Origin of the sequence: Campylobacter sp. MIT 21-1684 (assembly GCF_026241315.1) — a bacterium.
Lineage (GTDB): Bacteria > Campylobacterota > Campylobacteria > Campylobacterales > Campylobacteraceae > Campylobacter_D.
Map to the genome: position 1 here is coordinate 1 of NZ_JAPHNA010000070.1, position 588 is coordinate 588.

Annotated in this window: 1 protein-coding gene and 1 pseudogene; one reads left to right on the forward strand and one right to left on the reverse strand. The window is 34.5% G+C overall.

Annotated elements, in window-relative coordinates:
• Positions 1–214, reverse strand: a pseudogene (locus OQH62_RS08605) (flagellin); the annotation flags it as partial.
• A 161-nt stretch (positions 215–375) separates the two neighbouring features.
• Between OQH62_RS08605 and OQH62_RS08610 the strand changes: the two are divergent.
• Positions 376–588 (forward strand): hypothetical protein (locus OQH62_RS08610; protein WP_266016156.1); only part of this gene is annotated, 213 nt, incomplete at its 3' end.

Genomic DNA, 588 nt, shown 5'->3' on the forward strand with positions numbered 1-588 from the left:
AAGCTTGGTTACCATTGTCAATAGCCTGACCCAAAGTAGAGGCTTGAGAACGAAGACTATCTGCTATCGCCATCCCTGAAGCATCATCGGCTGCTGAATTGATTCTAAAACCAGAACTAAGTCTTGCTAAAGTAGTATCTAAAGTTCTGTTGTTAAGATCAGAGTTTGCTTTAGCATTCAATGCACCGACATTTGTGTTTATTCTAAAACCCATTTTAAATCCTTTTATAAAATTCAAGCCCTTCCTTGAGCCTGTTAAATGCTATATCGTTTAAATAAAAAAAGAATTTAGAGTTTTCTTTTATTTTTTGAGAGAAATTGTTTTCTCTTGTAAGAATTTTAAGTCTTTTTAGCTGCTAGAAAAAGATTGAGTTTGTGCTGGCTTTGAAATTCTCAAATGTATATAGTACTACTCTTAGTACTCTTTCAAGTGTCAATGGTACTCTTAAAATTAAAATTTCAAATGGTGCTGCTGGTGGTTTAAGTACAGCCCTAACAGCTGTACTTGGAATACAAAGAGGCACAGAAGCAAAAGATAATATAGGTTCAGTTCAAACAACTTCTTCTTTGTCTTGCTCATTCAGCAGG